Below are 19398 nucleotides of genomic sequence, written 5' to 3'. Positions count from 1 at the left end.
AAAAATACAATATCTATTTTCTATCGATACTAAATTTTCCAGCACCTATAAACATTAAAACAATAGCCCCTAACATAAAAAGAAGTGGCGTTTCGATAATAAGTCCACCTGTTTTTGCATTTAGTGCAAATAATTTAGAAAAATAAACTAAATAAATAGCAAATCCTAAAGTAAACGCATATATAGCACTACTAATTCTTGTATAAAGACCTACTATGATTAAAATAGGCACTACAATTTCACCTATGTAAACCCCATAAGCAAAAAACTCTGGAAAGCCTCCACGAACTACAAGTCCTTTTATCCCAGCAATACCACTTTCATATTTTTTATATCCATGAAATAGCATTAAAATACCTAACATAAGTCTTAATATAAGCTTGCCTATATCTGCACTTAAAAGACTCCCTAAAAAATTTTCTAATGATCGCATAAAAAGCTCCTATATAATTTTTTGTTATATTACTCTATTTTTACTTTGAAAATCATTATTAATTATAATATCAATATTTAATACAAATTGTATATAAAATCAAGTTTCTAAAAAACCACAAAGTTTAAATTAAGCACAGAGTGTTAAAATCTCATTTGTCATATAAAAAATAACAAAAGGACTATTAAAATGAATGAATTACGCTCCCCTGCTTACTGGGTTGGTCACTTCTTTACTATTGCTGCTACTATTGTGGGTGTATATTATGCTGCTATTGTTGGTTTTGATACTGCTTTAAAACTTGATTTAGTTAAAGCAGACAGAGGAACATACTATGTTGCAGAATCAATGTACCAAGAATTAGACTTTAATGTCAAAAACATGGACAAATACATTGAGCGAGTAAAAAAAGAGAGATATGTATATAAAGAACATCTTGCAGGTATTAAACTTAACGATTATGTATTTCAAGCTGCAAAATATTCTGAGTCTACATTTGAGCTAGAACCTAAACTTTTAACAGAAGTATCTATTTACTATTTTTCAGTTGGTAATGCTATTAAAAACTATTATGACTCAGGTATGAAATCTCCTAGTAGTTTGATGAGTGTGGTCAAAAGAGAGACTAAAAAACTCAAAAAGCAAAAGACATTAGAACGTTTAGCTGCATACAACAAAGCTCTTGCTAAAACTGTAGAAGATAGAGGCGTCAGCCTTACGCAACCTAGTTTTAAACTATAACTTATTTAAAAACACTGCTACTTAAGGGGTTTAATATACTTAAACCCCTTAAAATTTAACTTTCTTATCACTGAATATTACTACATGTATAGAAAACATACATCATTTAATTGAATAATTAATTATATAACTGCCTATTTTTTATACATTTTAAAGTTAATTTGCTTATTTTATTAAGATATAATTTTTACTTTAAATTAAGGATTAGGATTAAATTATGTCATCTTCGTATAGTTATGTCTTTGGACAAAAAACTTACACTTTTAAAAACTTAGCTGATTTAATGGCAAAAGCTACTCCAAAAAGATCGGGAGATATTTTAGCTGGTGTTGCTGCATCATCATCTCAAGAGAGAGTTATTGCACAAATGAGATTAGCAGAAGTTCCACTAAAAACATTTTTAACTCAAGCACTTATCGCCTATGAAGATGATGAAATTACACGATTGATTATGGATGAGCATGATGCAAAAGCATTTGAGCTTATATCTCATCTTACTGTAGGAGATTTTAGAAACTGGCTTTTAAATGATACTACAACTGTTGAGCTAATCAAACAAGCAAGAGCAGGTATAACTCCTGAAATGGCAGCGGCTGTAAGTAAAATCATGAGAAATCAAGACTTAATTTTAGTGGCTAAAAAATGCCCTGTAGTGACAGCTTTTAATAATACTATTGGATTAGAAAATCACTTTTCAACAAGACTACAACCAAATCACCCAACAGATGATGTAAGAGGTATAACTGCAAGTATTTTAGATGGTTTATTATATGGAAATGGTGACGCTGTTATAGGGATTAATCCTGCAACTGACAATGTTGAACAAACTATAAAACTTTTAAATGTCATGGACCAAATCATCACAAAATATGAAATCCCAACACAGTCTTGTGTTCTTACACATGTAACAAATACTATTGAAGCCATTGAACAAAATGCTCCTGTTGATTTAGTTTTTCAATCAATCGGAGGGACAGAAGCAACAAATTCAGGATTTGGGGTTGATTTAAAGGTACTCAAAGAAGCTCAAGATGCTGCTTTATCACTCAAACGTGGTAAGGTAGGAAACAATGTTATGTACTTTGAAACAGGTCAAGGAAGCTCCTTATCAGCTAATGCAAGTTTTGGTGTAGATCAACAAACATGTGAAGCAAGAGCATATGCAGTTGCTAAAAAGTTTGACCCACTTTTGGTAAATACTGTAGTTGGTTTTATTGGACCTGAATATCTTTTTGATGGAAAAGAAATTACAAGAGCAGGACTTGAAGACCACTTTTGTGGAAAGTTACTTGGTATCCCTATGGGATGTGATATCTGTTATACCAACCATGCTAATGCTGACCAAAATGACATGGATAACTTACTAACATTACTTGGGGTTGCAGGATGTAATTTTATCATGGGTATACCTGGTTCAGATGACATTATGCTCAACTACCAAACAACTTCTTTTCATGATGCACTTTATACAAGAAAAGTACTAAACCTCAAACCTGCTCCTGAGTTTGACGCTTGGCTAAAAAAGATGGAGATATTTACAAATACTGACACTTTTAGCTTAAACAACAACATCCCTTCAGGCTTTTCTAAATCACTTGAAAAAGTTATAGGACTAAAATAATGCCAAAGAAAAAAAATCTCCCTTTAGAAAAAACAACTTCTAATGTTGTAGAAAATCCTTGGTCAGTGCTAAGAGAATTTACAGACGCAAGAATAGGACTTGGTAGAGCTGGAATCAGTCTACCTACTTCACATCTGTTGGATTTTCAATTAGCTCATGCCCAAGCACAAGATGCGGTTCATTTGCCATTGGATATAGAGTATGTATGTAACCAAATCGACAATACTTCTTTTAGTGTAAACCTAACGAGTAAAACAGTACATAAATCTGACCTTCAAAAAAAAGGTCATGAAACAATCTTACTACACTCTCAAGCAGTAGATAGATTTATGTACTTACAACGTCCTGATTTAGGTCGTAGGTTAAACGAAGAATCGGCTAATTTACTCAAAAATATACAAACTCCAGAGTATGACTTAGCGATTGTCATAGTAGATGGTTTATCATCTTTAGCAATTAAAGAAAATGCTGTTAATTTTATAGACAAGTTAGCACAAACACTCTCCAAAGATAGTGCAACATGGTCTCTAGCTCCATTTACTATAGTAGAACAAGGAAGAGTTGCTGTTGGTGATGAAGTTGGTTCGCTTTTAAAAGCAAAAGCTACTTTAGTTCTAGTAGGCGAAAGACCGGGACTAAGTTCTCCTGATAGTCTTGGGTTATATCTTACCTGGGACGCTAAGGTTGGCCTTCCTGATGCAAATAGAAATTGTATCTCAAATGTAAGATTAGATGGATTATCTTATGACGAGGCTGTAAAAAAAACGTTTTATCTACTAAAAGAATCTCGAAGATTACAACTTTCGGGAGTAAATTTAAAAGATAGAACAACAAGTGATGAAATAGAACAAATTCAAAGTGAAGAAAATTTTCTTCTAAATTAAAGGATAAAAAGAGTGAAAGAAAATCAATTAGATCAAGATTATCTTGCAAAAAGACAGTTAAAAAGAGGAACAGCTGGGTGGATACTTCTCGCTGGTTTAGGTATTTCGTACGTTATTTCAGGTGATTTTGCTGGATGGAACTTTGGTATAGCAGAAGCTGGTTGGGGTGGATTTGCAATTGCAGCGTCATTGATGGCAGTTATGTATTTTTGTTTAGTTTTAGCACTTGCTGAAATGTCAGCGGCAATACCAGCTGCTGGTGGTGGATATAGCTTTGCTAGACAAGTTATGGGACCTGCTGGTGGTTATTTAACTGGACTTGCTATTCTTATAGAATACGCCATTGCTCCTGCTGCAATTGTTATTTTTATAGGCTCTGCTGTAGAAGCTTTACTTGGCATCAATGGCCCGATTATTTATGCTCTTTTTTATGGTGTGTTTATTGCTATACATCTTTTTGGTGCTGGTGAAGCGTTAAAAACTATGATGGTTATTAGTGGATTAGCTGTATTTGCTATCATCGCGACTGCTGTTGCATTGATTGGTGATTTTGACTCAACAAAGCTATTTGATATCGCAGCATCTGCTGATGTTGTAGGCGCAACAGAGTTTTTACCATTTGGTTGGCATGGTGTTTGGGCTGCATTACCTTTTGGTATGTGGTTGTTTTTAGCAGTTGAAGGTGTTCCTTTAGCAGCTGAAGAAGCAAAAGATCCTGCGAAAGATGTTCCAAAAGGTATCATCGCAGCAATGTTTTTCTTACTTTTCTCAGCAGTATTAGTTGTGTTTTTACTTGCAGGTGTTGCAGGAGCTGATGCGATAGGTAAGAGTGCTGTTCCTTTAGTAGATGCTTTAAATATCCATGGCAATACAACTTTAGCAACTGCAGTTAATGTTTTAGGACTAGCTGGTCTTATTGCTTCATTTTTCTCTATTATCTATGGTTATAGTCGTTTAGTATTTGCTCTTTCAAGAGCGGGTTATTTACCAAGATTTTTATCATTGACAAGTTCAAAGAAAACTCCAACTTGGGCTTTAATTGTTCCAGGTGTATTAGGATTTCTTGCATCTTTAAGTGGTGAAGGTGACCTTATGTTAGGTATGGCTGTTGTTGGTGCTACTATCTCTTACGCACTTATGGCTATAAGTCACATCTTACTAAGAATCAAAAATCCAGATATGCCTCGTCCATACAAAACTCCTGGTGGAATCTTTACTTCAGGAATTGCTTTAGTATTGTCTTTGGTTGCATTGACTGGTGTTTATGCGTTTGATCCAAGAGCATTTAACTATACTATTGTTTTATATGTGATTGGTGCTCTGTATTTCTTCTTATATAGTAAAAACCATTTAGTTGCTAAAACAGCTGAAGAAGAGTTTGCTATGCTTGAAGCTGCTGAAGCAGATTTAACTCACGAGTTAAGCGAAAACTAAAACTCTAAGTACTACAGATTTTAAAAGTCTGTAGTACTCCTTCATCTAATATTTAATTTGGTATAGTACACTACATGTAAGCATCTTTTAAAAGGAAGATAATTGAGTACCAAATCACTACAAACAGATAAAAGTATTTATCACCAACTAAGACTTGCTCTACAACAGTACTCAACTATAAGTGATAGTAGTTTTACCCAACTAAAAGAGTTTCTAACCATACAAAATGTTAAAAAAGGCGAGATATTACAAGATATTTACTCACCTGCAAAATATCTCTATTTTATATCCAAAGGTATTTTACGCACTTACTACTTAAATGAAAATGGCACGATTTATACTAAAAACATTTTTAGTGAAAACTATTTTTCTGCCTCAAAAGTTTCACTTCTCACAAAAGAAAATTCTTATTTGTGTATTGATGCTTTAGAAGAGAGTACTCTTGTTTTTATTGAGTATGAGGGGTTTAGAAAACTAATAGATACAAATGAAGAGTTTAAAACATTTTATATAAATTATCTAGAACAAAACTGGATAATACTCAAAGAGAAAAACGAAATTTCCCTCATTTTAGATGATGCCCTGCAACGGTATCAAAATTTTTTAGAAAAAAATCCAACTATAGAAACTAGAATCCCACTCCATCATATAGCAGATCATTTGGGCATAACACCCACACAACTTAGTCGCATAAGAAAAAAGTTAAAACAAAATCAACATATGTAAATGATAATATATTTTAAATCTACTAATATTCTTCAAAAGGATATTTTATGCAAAACAGATTAAACTCACATCTTTTAGTTCTATTGGCTACTTTACTCATTGCAGGCTCTTTTATAGCCTCACAAAAACTCTCTGGAGTCATTGACCCTATCTCTCTTACACTATGTCGATTTGTATTTGCTTCACTGATTTTAGCACCCTTTATATTGATACAAAAAAAGTATCGTACAAAAGTACTCGCAACTCTTCCAAGAGGTATGATAATTGGACTGTTTTACTCTGCATATTTTATAGGACTCTTTAAAGCTTTAGAGAGTACAACAGCACTCAACACAGGAACACTCTATACACTCGTACCTTTACTTACTGCTATTTTCGCCATCTTTTTTTTAAAACAAAAAATCAATTTCATGCAATTTGGTATTTATCTTATAGGGATTGTAGGAACATGTATTGTTGTGTTTAAAGGGGATTTAGAGCTTTTTTATAATTTTAAGTTAAACCAAGGTGATACTATCTTTCTTTTTGCGATTTTTTCTATGACTCTCTACGCAATCAGTACAAAACTTTTTCATAAAAAAGATGATGAACTCATAGTTTTAGTTTTTACAACTTTACTCAGTGGCATAATTTGGATGTTTTTAGCTGTTGTTTTTATGGATATAGCTTTAGAGTGGTACAAAATCACTGGTAATTTACTCTTTCACATGCTTTACCTCATAGTAGGAGCAACGCTTTTTAGCGTCTATCTTTACCAACAAGCCTCTATAAACATAGGACCAAAAAAAGTTATGGCGTATGTGTATCTAAATCCTGCAGCTATTGCTTTGCTGTTGTACCTTTTAGAAGGACAAATGATTGATATAAAAGCTTTGATAGGCATTTTTATATCCACAATAGCTACAGTTTTGCTTTTACTAAAAGATTAATACACCCAGCCTAGAGTAAATCCCTACTGTTTTCATTGCTATTGCCATAATCTTCATAACTAAAACCTATAGGTAACACCTACACCAAATTTCACAGAGCGAGATTTGTCAAAACCTATAGAGTTTGGTTCCCCTTCGTTAAAAGCAGATGATTTTGTACTTGCTGTAATTTGGGGGACATCTAAAAATGACAAACCTGCAGTTAAATCTAAAGTCCATTTTTTTGAAATCTTTTTAGAAATACCTGCTTCTAGCTTCACTTGTTTTACCCATTTACTTTTACTTAGTTCACGATCTATGTCCATTGGAACTACTATAGTATCTTTTTGCTTACCCGTATATTTCAAAGATGCCCGATAACGGCTATAAGTTCCAGTAAAATAAGTCGAATATGATTTTTGTAAAGATTCAAGTTTGAATCCGATTGTCGCACCATGATAAGTTCCTTTAATACTTTCATCCAGATCCATTGTATTGCTTGGAGTTTGCAGTTCATATGCATGGGTTGTAAAACTTTGATCTATACTTATATGAGAATATCCGATTAGAGTATAAAAGGTTGTATTTTTATTTACTTCATAAGGTATCCCACTTATAAGTTCTAGCCCCTTATGTTCAAAATCTCTTGAAGTGCTCACAACAAAATCATCTCCTAAACCTAATCCTATAGAACTTGTACTCCCATCTATAGGAAAATATCCAACACGATAGTCAGTAGAGTAATCAAATATATTATTCCCATTTGAAGAAGATGAATGATCGAATCCTTTGATTTCATAAAAAATTTTTTTCTTTTTTTCTTCTATTCCAATAGTAAATTCGGAAAGAATAGAGTTATCTTTGTTACCAATTGTTGGAAGATAGTGTAGAAAGCCTGAACCAATAGCACCCGTAAGTCGTAAAGCCATAGGAGCATAATCAGGCAACTTTATAGAGTAATATGAAGCAGATGGTTTTACATAAAAATCATACCCTTCATTATCCTTTGCATTTGCACATTGAGGCATTACCAAAGAACTTAAAAAAAACATAGAAAATAACATTTTGCATGTTATTGCAACTCTATTTGTTGTAAACTTTCTTGGCTCTTCACCTTGTACTCTATGCATCACTTCTCTTTCCATATTTTGCCCTTTGTGTTATATAAATTTTAGTATATTTAAAAAAAATGAAGAAAAAATGAAGATTATGAAATTATTCTTCATTTTTCTTTCAAAACTACGACTCATATTGCTTTTAAAATACATCGTTTGTATTCACTTTATATCCCTGACCCGATAGGTTTTGGATGAGATTTTTAGAACTTTTTTTTCTAATAGCTTTTATGGTTGTTCTTAAAATATCTAGAGTAGGATACGTTGAGGGTATACAGTTAAAAATCTCTTCGTATGCCACAACCCGCTCTTTGTTATCTATAAGATACTCCAAAACTATAATCTCCATATTGGTGAGTTTGACTTCTTTTTCATTTTTATGGAGCATTTTGTCTTTTTTGCTGTATAAAAAGCCATCAATCAAATAAGTGTTTTTATCATTTTTGATTGTAGTTGTGGCAAATGAGAGGGCTATGAGAAGGTCTTGTTCGTTAAAAGGTTTAACCAGATAATAACATGGCATAGTTGCACTCACCTCTTTTATAGTGTTGTTATCATTGTACGCTGTGATATAGATGATTTGTATAGGTAGTTTCTTTTTGCGTATCTCTTGTGCAATAGCAATACCATCAATCTCCCCTTTTAGTTTAATATCCAAGCAAAGGATATCTATACTAGAAATACTCTCTTCATGAAAAAGTTGTGCCAACGCTTCTTGGGCAGTATCACACCTACATACTACCTCATGTCCATTTTTTACAAGCAAGTCATTAAGATACTCTGCGGTGATAAACTCATCTTCGACGATGCCTACTTTATAGCTCATAATACATACTCCAAGGTAAATTTAGTGCCCTTATCTTTCTCATACATGTAATGGCTTTTTTTGTCTTTTGAGATGATTGAGTGGATGATTTTTATACCCAAAGAGTCTGTCTCTTTTGTCTCTCCATCAAATCCAATACCGTTGTCTTTGACAACCAATACTATTTTTTTCTCATCTTTTGACATAGAGACCAGGATGGTTTTGTCTTTTTGCTCATCTTTAAAAGCATGTTTGAGAGAGTTAAAAATCACTTCGGAGATTATAATACCTATATTGGACGCCGCATCTAAATCGATTGTAAAGGATTCTATCTGGCTTTGAAGATCAATATCGTCCAATACCCCTTCGCCAATACTTTGTATAAGTTGCTCAAGATACTCTTTGGCATCAATATTTTCAACAGAATCTTTTGAGTAGAGGTGTTCATGCACAAAAGCGATAGAGCGTATACGCCCCATGATATTTTGTAACATGCCTTGGGCTTGAGTATTGTTGCTTTTCATGGACTGAATACCAAGCAATCCATGGATGACTTGGAGGTTGTTTTTAACCCTATGATGTATCTCTTTGAGTAATACCTCTCGCTCTTTGACCATGTCTGACAAGGTTTTTGTCTTTTCGTTGACCATACGCGATAGACGATTTGACTCATCAACTTGGAGTGCTAAGTTCTCCTCTTGTAAACTGTTAATTTTACTCGCTAAAAGAATAGAAAAAAGTGTGATTTCTATGATGGAGCCCAAAAGAAAAATATGTTTTGTAAAAAAAGTATACGGCAAAAGCCCTGCAGCAACAGCTCCTGTAATCACATAAGATAAGATAAAAATACTAAAAGCGGCAAAATAGAGTTTTGCCCCTTGGACATTTTTATATATAGCAATACCACCCAAAACCAGTAATCCTAAGGATTCAAAAAGAAGGTAGTTGTTGTAGTACTTAAATGCACTCATATCGGTCAGTACATTTATGGCAAACAGGAGTAAAATAACATTATTGAGATAAATCAAAATCTTTGATTTGGGGTATATCTCTTTTATGCGCAGTATATTATAAGCAAAGAGTGAAAGAAAGGCGAAAAAGCTTATGAAAAAGATATAGGAGAGGTAGTACACTGCATAAGGAAGTATAAGGCTGATATCTCCACTAAATGTAAGTACGGTCATAAACATACTAAACACATACATCACATAATAAAAATAGTTTTTATCCCGCAAGGAGAGAAAAAGGAAAAGATTATAAAGAAACATCACTCCAACAGCACCATAATAGACCATATACATCGACTGCATCTTGCTACCTTGGGCATAATAACTCTCCGTATCAAAAAAAGTAAACTTCCCATGCATCGGTAAACGCGTTTGTAAATCTATCTTTATGCTCTTTTTCTCATGAGGGGCAAACTTAACCCGAACAGTTGGAAATATATTTTTGATTTGTCTGTCTTTTACATCTACTTCCAATCCACTTTTAAATATTCTGTTGTCAAAGCTAAAATCAACTCGCTCCATGGATGTAGCAGCAAATTGCAGATAGTATTCTATGGGTTCATTCGTAGTATTCTGCGCTTCTATCTCAAAGCTATACTTCTCGTTGGTGTATCCATAAGAGAAATCATTTGAAATGACTGTATTGGTATTGAGGTTTTTCATACTAAAAGTATTGTACTTACCAGATTGGGTGAGTTCAACCCCAAAAAGCTGTATAGAAAGTAGGATTATGAGATGTAAAATTTTGATGTTTTGTCCTTAACTAAGCATTTCTTACAATTGGCTCTTTATAGTATAGAGAAACTAAAACTATCTTTTATTTTATGATAAATATATATTATAGATTATATAATGAAATTTTAAAATTGTACATGACATTTGAGACCAATTTTGTTTTTTTTACTAAAATAAGAGGATTTTTATGACATCACATAGTTTTGGACCAAAGAAGATAAAAAAACTTTTTTCTGTTTTTGGTGTATCCTCAACACTTTATAACTTTCTTATTGAATCACTTGGACCTTTAGGAATTACTCAAAAAGAGATTACCGCACACATGGGTGAAACACCTTTAATGGTAAAGGGATTTGAAGAGCGTGTCTCAATAATCAAAGTTTTAAAACTTTGGCAAGCTATCGAAACCCTCTATCCTCACTCAGATATTGGCATGCGTATTGCAGAGCTTTTTACCCCAGAAAAAGCCGGTATCATTGGGCAGCTTTTTATGCAAACACAAACACTTAGTGAATCTGTAGAGATGATGCGTCGTTATCTCTCTCTTATAATTGGCAGTATCACATTTGATTATGTGGAAGAAGGGGAGCATTCGGTTTTTTATTTTGATGCTTTCCCAAACTTGCTTGTCCCTAAAAGTGTCATTGAGTGTTATGTATTTATCTGCTATTTTTGGTCTTTAAAGTATTTACAAACAGATGAACTTCCTGTTTTAAGAGCCTCTTTTTCCTACGGTAAACCTTTACATGTAAAGAGATACAAAGAGGTTTGTCCTAATACTATTTTGAATTTTAACGCATCTAGAAATTATGCTGTTTTAGAAAAAAGTATATTTTACAAAGCTAACAAACAGTTTTGCTCAAACATATACAAACTAATCATTGAAGATGCAAACAAACTAGAATTTCACAAAAAGAGTAACACTCCTTTTTCTAGTGAAGTTGCAAAAGCTATACAAGAACACATTTATCTTGGAAATATAAATCTTTCTACCATCGCTTTATCACTTGATATCTCCACTACGACTTTAAAACGAAATCTTCAAAAAGAGGGAACAACATTTAAAATTCTCTTTGAATCAGTTAAAAAAGAGCTTTCTTTACTGATGCTTAAAAATAAAAATCTCAATGTCGAAGATATCGCTTTTTTTCTAAATTATAGTGAATATAGCTCTTTTTTTAGAGCCTTTAAAAAATGGCACGGAGTTACACCTTCGTATTTGAGGAATCAAGAGTAAGCCTAATTTTTGACTCTAAAAAAATCTTTTAACACATCATACTCTAAAGGTTTAGCATAAAGATACCCTTGAAAACAATCACACCCGAACTCTTTTAATAGCTTTTCTTGCTCTTTTGTTTCAACACCTTCAGCTAAAATAGCCAAATCTAGATTTTTACCAATCGTAATGATATTTTGTACCATTTTCTCTGAATTGATATCGTGTAAGATTGTATCAATAAAGCTTTTATCTATCTTTAATTCATCAATAGGCAATTTTTTGAGCATACTTAAAGAAGAGTATCCTGTACCAAAATCATCCATAGAGATAGAAAATCCCATTGCTCTAATTTTTTCTAAAAGAGGTAAAATATACTCAATATCTTCAATAAAAAGACTCTCTGTAATTTCTAAACATAAAGAAATATGTGATAAATCTAAATGATCTGTTTCTTGTATCAATCTTTCTAAAAAATTAACTTCGATAAACTGCTTAATTGAGATATTTAAAGAGATTTGAAACGAAATTCCAAGTTCTAGTTGCAAAGTTCTCATCTCACTTAAAGTTCTATTCATAATAAAATATCCAAGTTGTGGCATAAAGCCTGATGCTTCTGCTATAGGGATAAAAATATCAGGAGGAATAATTCCTAGTTTTTCATTTTTCCACCTTACAAGAGCTTCTACACCATAAATATTTCCATTGTTGTCAATTTGTGGTTGATAAACCATATGAAACTCATTTTTATCAAGTGCTTTACGTAATTCATGTTCAACACTCATACGGTTTAAATAACCTGCTTGCATAGTATCAGCAAAAAGACGAACACTGTTTCTATGTTTTTTAGCTTCATACATGGCAATATCAGCTGCTCGTAAAAGCATATCTAAAGTATTTCCATTTTCAGGATATTTTGCTATGCCTATACTCACTCCAATCACAAAATCAAACTCCTTAATATGATAAGGTTTCGAGATTTCATCTAACATAATTTGTGCATAAGAAAGTAATTTTTTATTATCAGTATGGTTACTTAGGATAATAAACTCATCACCCCCTTGTCGAATCACAATACTATTGCGATCGACTAAACTAGTTATACGCTTTGTTAATTCTACAAGGAGTATATCTCCAAACTCATGACCAAAACTATCATTAACATTTTTAAAATGATCCATATCAAGATAACAAAGACTAAAAGGAGGGGCTCCTGTATAAATCCAATCTTGAATATTTTGTTGTAAATAATTTCTATTAGGTAAGTTTGTCAATACATCATGCGTTGCTTGAAAAACTAAGTCCTTTCTTCTTTTTTCTTCTGCCTTAGCAATCATTCTAAATAGAAAAAACAAAATAATATGGATAAAAATAAAAACAAATATATACCCAAAAAATATTCCCTTAAAATCACTTATAATTTTGTCATGGTCTACCTCTGAGAGTATCCAAAGCTCATAACGAGGATTGTATTTGAGTGTAGCTTTTACGAGTTTACCAACTTCATTTGCTACATTTAATTCATAAATAATAGGTTTTTGTTTTATCTCATTAAATGGTATGCCATATTTTTGGCTAATAGTTGTCAAAATATTATCCATAAAGTTATGAGGTAAAGGAGTTTGATAAAGTTCTTTTGGAGTTTCATGACTAGAAGATTCGTACTGAAGATACTGGTCACGATCACGAATCAACATCACTTTGTTATAATCCCCAATTGAAAGATTTTCAGTAAATATTTTAAAAGCTCCCTCAATAGCAAGACCTGCTGTCATGACACCTGCTAATGTACCGTCTTTATCATAAATACTTTTGCGAATAGGAATACCCCAACGCCCACTTGCAGCAACAAAATAACTTCTTCCAAGAACCATCTTTTTTTGTGTCATTGTGTACTCAAAGGAATCTTTACTTGCTTCTAACTCTCTTAGATTTGGGAGTTTTACTTTATTAAAATTAGAACTTACAGTTTGATAATTTCCATCAGTATCTACAAAACCAAATGCAATAATAGAAGGGTTTAATACAAGTAACCTATCCATGACATGTGAATCATTGTCTTTTAAAATCTGATGGCCTAAAATATTGAGTGTCATCTCTTGCGAAAGAAAAAGCGCATGTGTTGCATTAGAAACAAGTTTGACAAGGTTGGTTTGGCTAGCAGAATACTCTTTATGAACACTATGCCATTTAAAATATGAAGCTATACATAAAAAAATAAATGCACCTGCAAAAAGTATGTAAAAAATCAACCATATATTTTTTCGAAATACCGCCAAAACTACTCTCCAATTATCCTGTATGCAACATCATATCATATTTTATTATTATCCTACAAATACTGAGTCCATTATGAAAGACAAAAAATTTATAAAAATCCTATATTTTTTAATATATAATACGACATTTATAAATTAGGATTTTGTGATGAGACAAGATATATCAAGATATACAAAGAAAATTTTTTTAATTCCCCCATTCTATTTCTTTGTGTGCATATTTATAACAATCATACTCTATTTTTTTGATTATAAAATAAAACTATTTCCAACACCTTTTTATATTTTTACAAGTATCCCCATTATGTGTATTGGTATATATTTTATAGTTGCTTCATATTTTTTATTTCAAAAAAAAGACACCACTGTACTTTATAATAAATCTACATCCGTAGTAGCTGATGGTTTGTATAAAATATCTAGAAATCCCATGTACTTAGGTTTTCTTTTAGTTTTAATAGGCTTTTCATTATTAAGTGAAAATCTCATCTCATTTATATCCCCTATTTTATTTTTTCTCGTTATTCATTGGATGTTTATTCCCTATGAAGAAGAGAAAATGGAAGAAGAGATGGGAGAAGTCTACTTAGAATACAAAAAAAAGGTAAGACCTTGGCTATAATTAAGTAAACTACCCTTTACATGTAAAGGTTTGTTAGTATCTAAAACTGGAGAAAACTAAAGTGATTGTTTCTTTGCCAAACTATATATTTGAAAATGAAGAGTTATACCAAATAATCAGCGATAATAAAATAGTAGTAGCAAAATCTTCAAAGTATAAAAAAGACATGCTCTCTTTGCGAAACAGCCTGCATCTTGCTATATTACTCATAGATGGAAGTAAAATTTTACACTTGGACAATACTGATATAAGTATAGATACAACAGATGTATTGTTCCTCTCTCAAGGTAATTATTTTATTAGTGAAATTATAGGAGATAAAAACAACTTTGAATCAATTTTGATTTTTTTCGATGATGAGTATATTTTAAATTTTGTTAAAAAATATAATATAACATTAGAAACTACTGAACAAAAAGATATCTTACCTTTAAAAAGAGATGAACTCATACATAATTGTATTTTAACGCTCAATCAATATTTTAAAAACAATGTTAACAATAGCGTTGATTTAGTAAAACTAAAACTTGACGAACTTTTCTTATATTCACTTTCAAAAGATAAAAAGCAATTTGGTGCATTTTTAAATCATCTCCTTAGTACCAAAGCTTCAAGAACAAAATATATCCTTGAAGCAAATCTAGATATTATCAACACTGTTGAAGATATGTGCAAACTTACACGCCTTACTATCAAAGCACTTAGAAAAGAGATGATGCATCTTTATAATGAAAACCCAAAAGAGTGGTTAGATAAAAAAAGATTTTCAAAAGCTATTTTTTTACTTAAAAGCAGTGATGAATCAATCTCGCAAATAGCTACATCTTGTGGATATTCTAGTGTCTCTTGGTTTATTAATCAGTTTAAAAAATACTACAAAACTACTCCTTTAGTATTTAGGGAACAAAACTTATAAAATAAACGCTTTTTCTTATACACTCATTTTTAAAATTCATCTATAATTTCCTTAAATAAATACAAAGGAGTACAGATGAAATCTGAAAGATTTAAAAAAGGCTGGGAAAAACTAAAAGAAGTTGATGGAGATGCAGGAGAAAAGGTAATAGAATCTTTAAAAGATATCGCCCCTGAGTTTGCTGACTTACTCATAGAATTTCCTTTTGGAGATATATACACAAGAGAAAACCTAGATTTAAAATCAAGAGAGATTGCTACTATTGCTGCACTTACAGTTATGGGCAATGCAGCACCCCAGCTCAAAGTCCATATTCACGCTGGGCTTAATGTTGGTTGCAGTAAAAAAGAGATTATAGAAATCATAATGCAAATGGCAGTTTATGGAGGTTTCCCTTGTGCTTTAAATGGCCTGTTTGCAGCTAAAGAGGTTTTTAATGATAGATAAAAGATATGAGTTTTTAATCTTTAGTTTACTCGTAACAATGTTTATGTCTCTTGTTATTTCAGGGGTTCTTGTAATTGTAAACTTAGGTTTAGTAGATAATTTTCCTATAGTGTGGTTCAATGCTTGGATAAAAGCTTGGATTGTTGCATTTCCTTCTGTTCTTGTAATTATTCCCATGGTAAGAAAGATGATTGTTAAAATTGTAAAATAGAAGAGATTTTATTCTCTTCTATTTTATTAAATAGCCATATAATACCTTCTTTATCAAAATTTTTATATAATACGCATTAATTAAAAACAAGGTAAATTATGGCAACCAAAAAAAACACTTCTAGTGTAGATACGAAAAATGGAGATAAAATAGCTGCTTTTGGAACACAAGCAACCGCTGCTATTAAAGCAGGTTTTACTCCAAAAAGTTATGAAAAAGAAGATCAAATCGTCAATGCTAGAAAAGCTGCAAATGTAGAAGCAAAAAAAGCCAAAGCAAAGAAAAAAGCGAAACTAGCAAAAGCTTCACGCAAAAAGAACAAAAAATGAAAACCATAACAGTAGCTCACTCACCAGATGCCGATGATATTTTTATGTACTATGCTATCCGTTTTGGATGGGTTAATTTAGAAGGTATAAAATTTGACAACATTGCCCTTGATATTGAAACACTCAATGTAGAAGCTTTTAAAAATACTTATGATGTTACAGCGATTAGTTTTGCACTTTATCCTAAAATTAGAGAAGAGTATGCACTTTTGACAACAGCTGTAAGTTTTGGTGAAGGCTATGGCCCTAAAGTTGTTAAACTAAAAGACAAAAAACTCAAAAGAAACTTTAAAGTAGCCTTGAGTGGTGAACACACTACAAATGCTATGCTTTTTAAAATCGCTTATCCTGAAGCACGCATAATTTACAAAAACTTTTTAGAGATAGAAGATGCAGTTTTAAATGGTGAAGTGGATGCTGGTGTTTTAATCCATGAAAGTATACTCACCTTTGATGATAAACTAGAAGTAGAACGTGAACTTTGGGATATTTGGTGTGAACTTAGTGGTGGGGATTTACCTCTACCTCTTGGAGGAATGGCACTACGTCGTTCTATTCCAATCAACCGTGCTATTGATTATGAAGACACTCTTATAAAAGCTGTAAAAGTAGCCACTACTCACGCAAAGCCTCTTTCAAAAATGCTCCTTGAGCGTGATTTAATCAGAGTGGATGCTCCAACTTTAGAAAAATATCTTAGCATGTATGCAAATGCAGACTCCGTTGCATTAAATGAAATTCAGTACAAAGCTATAAATAGACTCTTTGAAATTGGATATGAAAATGGCTTTTATGATACACTTATAAAAGCTGAAGATTTTTTAATACCAAGAGAGTATAAAGAGTTAAGGAATAGCTAAATGCATAAAAGTTTAGAGTTTAGACCTGACCCCTTTTTAGGGAAAGGAATTTTTATGGAATTTACTTCTTTGAAAAGGAGACATTAAATGGAAGCAAAACTCATAGGTCTTGGTGTTGAGACATTTAAACTAGCTCTTTTGATGTCCTTACCTATGCTTATGGCTGGACTTATGGCTGGACTTGCAATATCTATTTTTCAAGCAACAACACAAATCAATGAAATGACTCTAAGTTTTGTACCTAAAATCATACTCGTTATTATAGTTGCGATTTTTACTATGCCTTGGATGATGAATATGATGATTGAATTTACACAAAGAGTTATCAATCTAATTCCTAGTTTTATCTTTTAAATGAAATCTATAGACCTTAGCTCTTATACTAGTATAAAAATAGGTCCGATTGTTCATGTAGAAGTTCTAAAAAAAGCTTTACATGTAGATAAAAACACTATTATTCTAGGAGGTGGGAATAACCTCTTAGTCTCCTCAAATCCACCAAAATTTGCTATGCTAGGAAAAGATTTTAACTTTGTACATGTAAAGGATAATCTATTACATATAGGAGGTGCCACTCCTAGTGGAAAGATTCTCTCTTATGCTAAAAAATACAACATTGCTCATTTTGAACTTATGCAAAAACTCCCTGGAACTCTTGGTGGAATGATAAAGATGAATGCTGGTTTAAAAGAGTGGGAAATTTTCAACTATTTAAAAGCTATTAAAACACAAAATGGTTGGATAGAAAAAAAAGATTTAGAGTATGGCTATAGGTATACAAATATAGATGGAACTATCTATGAAGCCTCTTTTGAAATACATTCTGGTTTCGATAAAAGTCTTTTAGAATTTTTTAAGAAATTAAGAGACAATCAACCAAATCTACCTAGTGCAGGTAGTTGTTTTAAAAATCCAGCAAACAATTTTGCAGGAAAACTTTTAGATGAATCTGATTTAAAAGGTTTTAAGGTTGGGAATATGGCCTTTTGTGAAAGCCACGCTAATTTTTTAGTAAATCTTGGGAATGGTACCTATGACGAAGCTATAAAACTCATAGAAATTGCAAAAAAAAGAGTTTTTGAAAATAGTGGTATTGTTTTAGAGATGGAGATAAAAATTATAGATAAAATCTAAAAATTTGTCCTAGGATTTACATCTATTTCATCTAACTTAGCAAATCTTTTCAATCTATACGCATCAATCGCACATCTTCCTATCATTGCCGCATTGTCTGAACAAAATTGCATATCAGCTACTAAAAGTTGCATTTTATCTGTTTGACAAAGTTTTTCTATTTCACTTCTTAAGTACTTATTGGCACTTGCTCCACCAACAATAGCAAAATTTTTAAAACTATTAGTCTGCAAAATCTTTTTTAGTTTATGTATAAGATGTTTTGTTGCAACATTTTGAAAAGAGGCACAAATATCATTTTTAGCTTCTGGGTTTTCTTCTATTGCTAATCTTACTTGATTTTTCAATCCTGAATAACTAAAAGCAAGTTTTGGAGTTCTTAAAAGTGGCACTGTAAAATCAAACTTTGTGGCATCTCCACTTAAAGCTGACTTCTCAACAACAGGACCTCCAGGATATCCAAGCCCAAGCATCTTTGCTACCTTATCAAAACTCTCACCAAAACTATCATCAAGTGTAGTTGCAAGAACTTCTATTTCGTCATAACTCTTTACATGTAAGACTTGTGTATGTCCGCCAGAAACCAATAAAACTCCTAAAGGAAATTGAACCTCTGGTTTATCTATAAATAAAGAGTATATATGCCCTTTTAAATGATTTATAGGAAGTAGTGGGATATCGAGTGAAAGGCTAAGTGCTTTTGCCATACAAACGCCCTCAACCAATGTCACAGAAAGTCCCGGTTCATTGGTCACAGCAACTGCTTTTAAATCTTTAAAATACTTTTTTGTCTCTTCTAGTATATTTGGTAAAGCAATAGCATGAAGACGAGCTGCAAGTTCAGGAACCACCCCTCCATACTGGGAGTGGTCTATCTCTTGAGAAATCTTTTTATGAAAAAGTAGTTTAGCATCCCTAATACGTGTGATTGCTATGGAGCTATCATCACAACTACTCTCAATACTCAATATCAAA

Annotated in this window: 21 protein-coding genes; 15 read left to right on the top strand and 6 right to left on the bottom strand. The window is 32.2% G+C overall.

All coding sequences use genetic code 11. The features are described from left to right. Nucleotides 1–13: 13 nt before the first annotated feature. Nucleotides 14–433, bottom strand: coding sequence for a DoxX family protein (locus K354_RS0108580; protein ID WP_024955094.1), 420 nt, complete (start codon nucleotides 431–433; stop codon nucleotides 14–16). Nucleotides 434–622: 189 nt separating this feature from the next. Between K354_RS0108580 and K354_RS0108575 the strand changes: the two genes are divergently transcribed. The 6 genes from K354_RS0108575 to K354_RS0108550 all read left to right on the top strand — a co-directional run bounded on the left by K354_RS0108575 (nucleotide 623) and on the right by K354_RS0108550 (nucleotide 6768). Then, nucleotides 623–1174 (top strand): hypothetical protein, encoded by a 552-nt coding sequence (locus K354_RS0108575; protein WP_024955093.1) that lies wholly within the window; start codon nucleotides 623–625, stop codon nucleotides 1172–1174. 217 nt (nucleotides 1175–1391) lie between these two features. After that, complete coding sequence (locus tag K354_RS0108570; protein ID WP_024955092.1) at nucleotides 1392–2795, top strand: ethanolamine ammonia-lyase subunit EutB; 1404 nt, start codon at nucleotides 1392–1394, stop codon at nucleotides 2793–2795. After that, nucleotides 2795–3679: an ethanolamine ammonia-lyase subunit EutC gene (eutC, locus tag K354_RS0108565; protein ID WP_024955091.1), complete on the top strand. Its 885-nt coding sequence runs from the start codon at nucleotides 2795–2797 to the stop codon at nucleotides 3677–3679. Before K354_RS0108570 ends, eutC begins: the two co-directional genes overlap by 1 nt. 12 nt (nucleotides 3680–3691) lie before the next feature. Then, on the top strand, nucleotides 3692–5113 hold the full coding sequence (gene eat, locus K354_RS0108560) for an ethanolamine permease (RefSeq protein ID WP_024955090.1): 1422 nt from the start codon (nucleotides 3692–3694) through the stop codon (nucleotides 5111–5113). Between the two features lie 102 nt (nucleotides 5114–5215). Beyond that, entirely contained in the window at nucleotides 5216–5839 is a 624-nt protein-coding gene (locus tag K354_RS0108555) for a Crp/Fnr family transcriptional regulator (RefSeq protein WP_024955089.1), read from the top strand. Between the two features lie 47 nt (nucleotides 5840–5886). Continuing rightward, nucleotides 5887–6768 (top strand): DMT family transporter, encoded by an 882-nt coding sequence (locus tag K354_RS0108550; protein ID WP_024955088.1) that lies wholly within the window; start codon nucleotides 5887–5889, stop codon nucleotides 6766–6768. Between the two features lie 59 nt (nucleotides 6769–6827). Here K354_RS0108550 and K354_RS0108545 read toward each other — a convergent pair whose 3' ends face one another. The 3 genes from K354_RS0108545 to K354_RS14910 form a co-directional block, all read right to left on the bottom strand. Continuing rightward, nucleotides 6828–7892 (bottom strand): hypothetical protein, encoded by a 1065-nt coding sequence (locus tag K354_RS0108545; RefSeq protein ID WP_024955087.1) that lies wholly within the window; start codon nucleotides 7890–7892, stop codon nucleotides 6828–6830. A gap of 112 nt (nucleotides 7893–8004) precedes the next feature. Beyond that, a complete protein-coding gene (locus K354_RS0108540; protein WP_024955086.1) occupies nucleotides 8005–8688 on the bottom strand; it encodes a response regulator transcription factor in 684 nt (227 codons plus the stop codon). Further along, nucleotides 8685–10337, bottom strand: coding sequence for a 7TM diverse intracellular signaling domain-containing protein (locus K354_RS14910; protein ID WP_084607348.1), 1653 nt, complete (start codon nucleotides 10335–10337; stop codon nucleotides 8685–8687). Before K354_RS14910 ends, K354_RS0108540 begins: the two co-directional genes overlap by 4 nt. 259 nt (nucleotides 10338–10596) lie before the next feature. On the opposite strand from K354_RS14910, the gene K354_RS0108530 reads away from it, so the two are divergent. Beyond that, nucleotides 10597–11646: a helix-turn-helix transcriptional regulator gene (locus K354_RS0108530; protein WP_024955084.1), complete on the top strand. Its 1050-nt coding sequence runs from the start codon at nucleotides 10597–10599 to the stop codon at nucleotides 11644–11646. Between the two features lie 2 nt (nucleotides 11647–11648). Here K354_RS0108530 and K354_RS0108525 read toward each other — a convergent pair whose 3' ends face one another. Continuing rightward, nucleotides 11649–13877, bottom strand: a complete 2229-nt coding sequence (locus K354_RS0108525) for a bifunctional diguanylate cyclase/phosphodiesterase (RefSeq protein WP_245600594.1) — start codon at nucleotides 13875–13877, stop codon at nucleotides 11649–11651. A 175-nt stretch (nucleotides 13878–14052) separates the two neighbouring features. On the opposite strand from K354_RS0108525, the gene K354_RS14705 reads away from it, so the two are divergent. The 8 genes from K354_RS14705 to K354_RS0108480 all read left to right on the top strand — a co-directional run bounded on the left by K354_RS14705 (nucleotide 14053) and on the right by K354_RS0108480 (nucleotide 18423). Next, nucleotides 14053–14526: a methyltransferase family protein gene (locus tag K354_RS14705; protein ID WP_024955082.1), complete on the top strand. Its 474-nt coding sequence runs from the start codon at nucleotides 14053–14055 to the stop codon at nucleotides 14524–14526. 73 nt (nucleotides 14527–14599) lie between these two features. After that, nucleotides 14600–15442 carry a helix-turn-helix domain-containing protein gene (locus K354_RS15000; RefSeq protein ID WP_169733426.1) on the top strand — a complete coding sequence of 281 codons (843 nt, stop codon included), beginning with the start codon at nucleotides 14600–14602 and terminating at the stop codon, nucleotides 15440–15442. Between the two features lie 75 nt (nucleotides 15443–15517). Then, the gene (locus K354_RS14995) at nucleotides 15518–15889 is read left to right on the top strand and encodes a carboxymuconolactone decarboxylase family protein (RefSeq protein WP_024955080.1); all 372 of its coding nucleotides are present in this window, start codon (nucleotides 15518–15520) and stop codon (nucleotides 15887–15889) included. Then, a complete protein-coding gene (locus tag K354_RS0108505) occupies nucleotides 15879–16100 on the top strand; it encodes a DUF2798 domain-containing protein (RefSeq protein WP_024955079.1) in 222 nt (73 codons plus the stop codon). Before K354_RS14995 ends, K354_RS0108505 begins: the two co-directional genes overlap by 11 nt. Before the next feature lie 98 nt (nucleotides 16101–16198). Then, nucleotides 16199–16429, top strand: a complete 231-nt coding sequence (locus K354_RS0108500; RefSeq protein ID WP_024955078.1) for a hypothetical protein — start codon at nucleotides 16199–16201, stop codon at nucleotides 16427–16429. After that, nucleotides 16426–17289 (top strand): menaquinone biosynthesis family protein, encoded by an 864-nt coding sequence (locus K354_RS0108495; RefSeq protein ID WP_024955077.1) that lies wholly within the window; start codon nucleotides 16426–16428, stop codon nucleotides 17287–17289. Before K354_RS0108500 ends, K354_RS0108495 begins: the two co-directional genes overlap by 4 nt. An 87-nt stretch (nucleotides 17290–17376) precedes the next feature. Then, the gene (gene fliQ / locus K354_RS0108485) at nucleotides 17377–17643 is read left to right on the top strand and encodes a flagellar biosynthesis protein FliQ (protein ID WP_024955076.1); all 267 of its coding nucleotides are present in this window, start codon (nucleotides 17377–17379) and stop codon (nucleotides 17641–17643) included. Continuing rightward, a complete protein-coding gene (locus tag K354_RS0108480) occupies nucleotides 17644–18423 on the top strand; it encodes a UDP-N-acetylmuramate dehydrogenase (RefSeq protein ID WP_024955075.1) in 780 nt (259 codons plus the stop codon). It abuts the gene before it with no gap. On the opposite strand, the gene tsaD is transcribed toward K354_RS0108480, so the two are convergent. Next, on the bottom strand, nucleotides 18420–19397 hold the full coding sequence (tsaD, locus tag K354_RS0108475; protein WP_024955074.1) for a tRNA (adenosine(37)-N6)-threonylcarbamoyltransferase complex transferase subunit TsaD: 978 nt from the start codon (nucleotides 19395–19397) through the stop codon (nucleotides 18420–18422). The two genes, K354_RS0108480 and tsaD, sit on opposite strands and share 4 nt — an antisense overlap. Nucleotide 19398: the final 1 nt, after the last annotated feature.

It is taken from the genome of Sulfurospirillum arcachonense DSM 9755 (assembly GCF_000597725.1).
Classification (GTDB): Bacteria; Campylobacterota; Campylobacteria; order Campylobacterales; family Sulfurospirillaceae; genus Sulfurospirillum_A; species Sulfurospirillum_A arcachonense.
Note: the sequence above shows the minus strand (reverse complement) of the source record. Positions and strands in the feature narration are given on the sequence as shown.

What these genes read in the sequence shown, in the direction of transcription:
- K354_RS0108575 (WP_024955093.1), top strand. Translation starts at nt 623, where the DNA reads ATGAATGAATTACGCTCCCCTGCTTACTGGGTTGGTCACTTCTTTACT.
- K354_RS0108480 (WP_024955075.1), top strand. Translation starts at nt 17,644, where the DNA reads ATGAAATCTATAGACCTTAGCTCTTATACTAGTATAAAAATAGGTCCG.
- K354_RS0108505 (WP_024955079.1), top strand. Translation starts at nt 15,879, where the DNA reads ATGATAGATAAAAGATATGAGTTTTTAATCTTTAGTTTACTCGTAACA.
- K354_RS14910 (WP_084607348.1), bottom strand. Translation starts at nt 10,337, where the DNA reads ATGAAAAACCTCAATACCAATACAGTCATTTCAAATGATTTCTCTTAT.
- K354_RS0108495 (WP_024955077.1), top strand. Translation starts at nt 16,426, where the DNA reads ATGAAAACCATAACAGTAGCTCACTCACCAGATGCCGATGATATTTTT.
- K354_RS0108540 (WP_024955086.1), bottom strand. Translation starts at nt 8,688, where the DNA reads ATGAGCTATAAAGTAGGCATCGTCGAAGATGAGTTTATCACCGCAGAG.
- fliQ (WP_024955076.1), top strand. Translation starts at nt 17,377, where the DNA reads ATGGAAGCAAAACTCATAGGTCTTGGTGTTGAGACATTTAAACTAGCT.
- K354_RS0108500 (WP_024955078.1), top strand. Translation starts at nt 16,199, where the DNA reads ATGGCAACCAAAAAAAACACTTCTAGTGTAGATACGAAAAATGGAGAT.
- K354_RS0108580 (WP_024955094.1), bottom strand. Translation starts at nt 433, where the DNA reads ATGCGATCATTAGAAAATTTTTTAGGGAGTCTTTTAAGTGCAGATATA.
- K354_RS0108570 (WP_024955092.1), top strand. Translation starts at nt 1,392, where the DNA reads ATGTCATCTTCGTATAGTTATGTCTTTGGACAAAAAACTTACACTTTT.
- K354_RS14705 (WP_024955082.1), top strand. Translation starts at nt 14,053, where the DNA reads ATGAGACAAGATATATCAAGATATACAAAGAAAATTTTTTTAATTCCC.
- K354_RS0108530 (WP_024955084.1), top strand. Translation starts at nt 10,597, where the DNA reads ATGACATCACATAGTTTTGGACCAAAGAAGATAAAAAAACTTTTTTCT.
- eutC (WP_024955091.1), top strand. Translation starts at nt 2,795, where the DNA reads ATGCCAAAGAAAAAAAATCTCCCTTTAGAAAAAACAACTTCTAATGTT.
- K354_RS0108550 (WP_024955088.1), top strand. Translation starts at nt 5,887, where the DNA reads ATGCAAAACAGATTAAACTCACATCTTTTAGTTCTATTGGCTACTTTA.
- K354_RS0108545 (WP_024955087.1), bottom strand. Translation starts at nt 7,892, where the DNA reads ATGGAAAGAGAAGTGATGCATAGAGTACAAGGTGAAGAGCCAAGAAAG.
- K354_RS14995 (WP_024955080.1), top strand. Translation starts at nt 15,518, where the DNA reads ATGAAATCTGAAAGATTTAAAAAAGGCTGGGAAAAACTAAAAGAAGTT.